Genomic DNA, 1,089 nt, shown 5'->3' on the forward strand with positions numbered 1-1,089 from the left:
GATTGTCCCGTTAGTAGTGTGTCCGCTTGGTCCAGCTGAGCCAGTATACTGGTTAACTGTTGATTTACCTGGTTATCCTGTCCTGCTGTTTTTAGGATGTTTCTAAAATTAAGCAGCTGGCTTTCAATCGATTTACGCAAACTACTGTCGTGAGCATCTAAATTGTTCTCAATTAATTCAAAACCGTCGAGATAGGCGCTAACGGCTAAGGTTTGCGCTTGTGCTAACTCATTGGCTTGATATGCTTTTACAGCAGCCTGTAAGTTAGTGCGGGCTACCGAAATAGGCGAGTCAGCATGTTGAAACAGTAACTCAGGTTGTGAACGGAGTAATGCTAATTGAGCTTTATCAATTTCGACATTTTGCTGAATTAACTGGGTTGGATTGCTATTGACCCACTGTTGTAATTCAATATTTGCATCATTCTCGATGTGCTTCGTGGTAATTGCTGTTGGCTCAAAAGCTAAACTACCAACATAGAAAGCCAGTGACCAACGCTGTTGATCATTTAACTCACTAAAAGCACGCATCGCACTGCCATCTAAACCATCTGAAATCGCATCATAAAGCCCCAATAATGAACGGTTTAATGCACGTTCTTGATCAGTAAAGTTGGTTGGTTCTGGTGACAATGATTTGGCCAGTGGTCCATCGCCTTGGCCTAAATCACCATGACACGTTGAACAATTTTCGATAAACAGCTGTTTAACATTCTCTTTAGCTAAAAGCTGTGTTGGTAACACTAATGCTGGAGACTGGCTTAATAACTGGTTACGTATTTTTTGGCTAAGCCCTTGAATAACATCCAGTGATGATTTGTCAGCAATGGATTGCTGTAATTGTAATGCATCGGCCGTTAATGAATTTGGCACATCATTGGCGAGCAGGTTTGTTTTTTCGGTAATGATGCTAGCGAATTGCTGCATTTCAGCAAATTCATCTGGATTAGAGATACTACCTTCGGTTACGGCTTCTGAATAATCAACACCAATGTATTCAGCTAATTGAAGAATTTGTCGTGTTTGTTTTAAAAGATCTGGTGATGTCTCGTGTGATATCTCTTGTGACGTGACTGCCGGGCTTTGTGCC

At 41.3% G+C, this 1,089-nt stretch carries 1 protein-coding gene; it reads right to left on the reverse strand.

The genetic code is table 11. The annotated features are described in order from the left end of the window. Nucleotides 1-1,089, reverse strand: a 1,089-nt coding sequence (locus CXF78_RS01490; protein ID WP_145991331.1) for a c-type cytochrome, incomplete at both ends; no start/stop codon positions are given.

The organism is Shewanella sp. 11B5, from assembly GCF_002836795.1.
GTDB lineage: Bacteria > Pseudomonadota > Gammaproteobacteria > Enterobacterales > Shewanellaceae > Shewanella > Shewanella frigidimarina.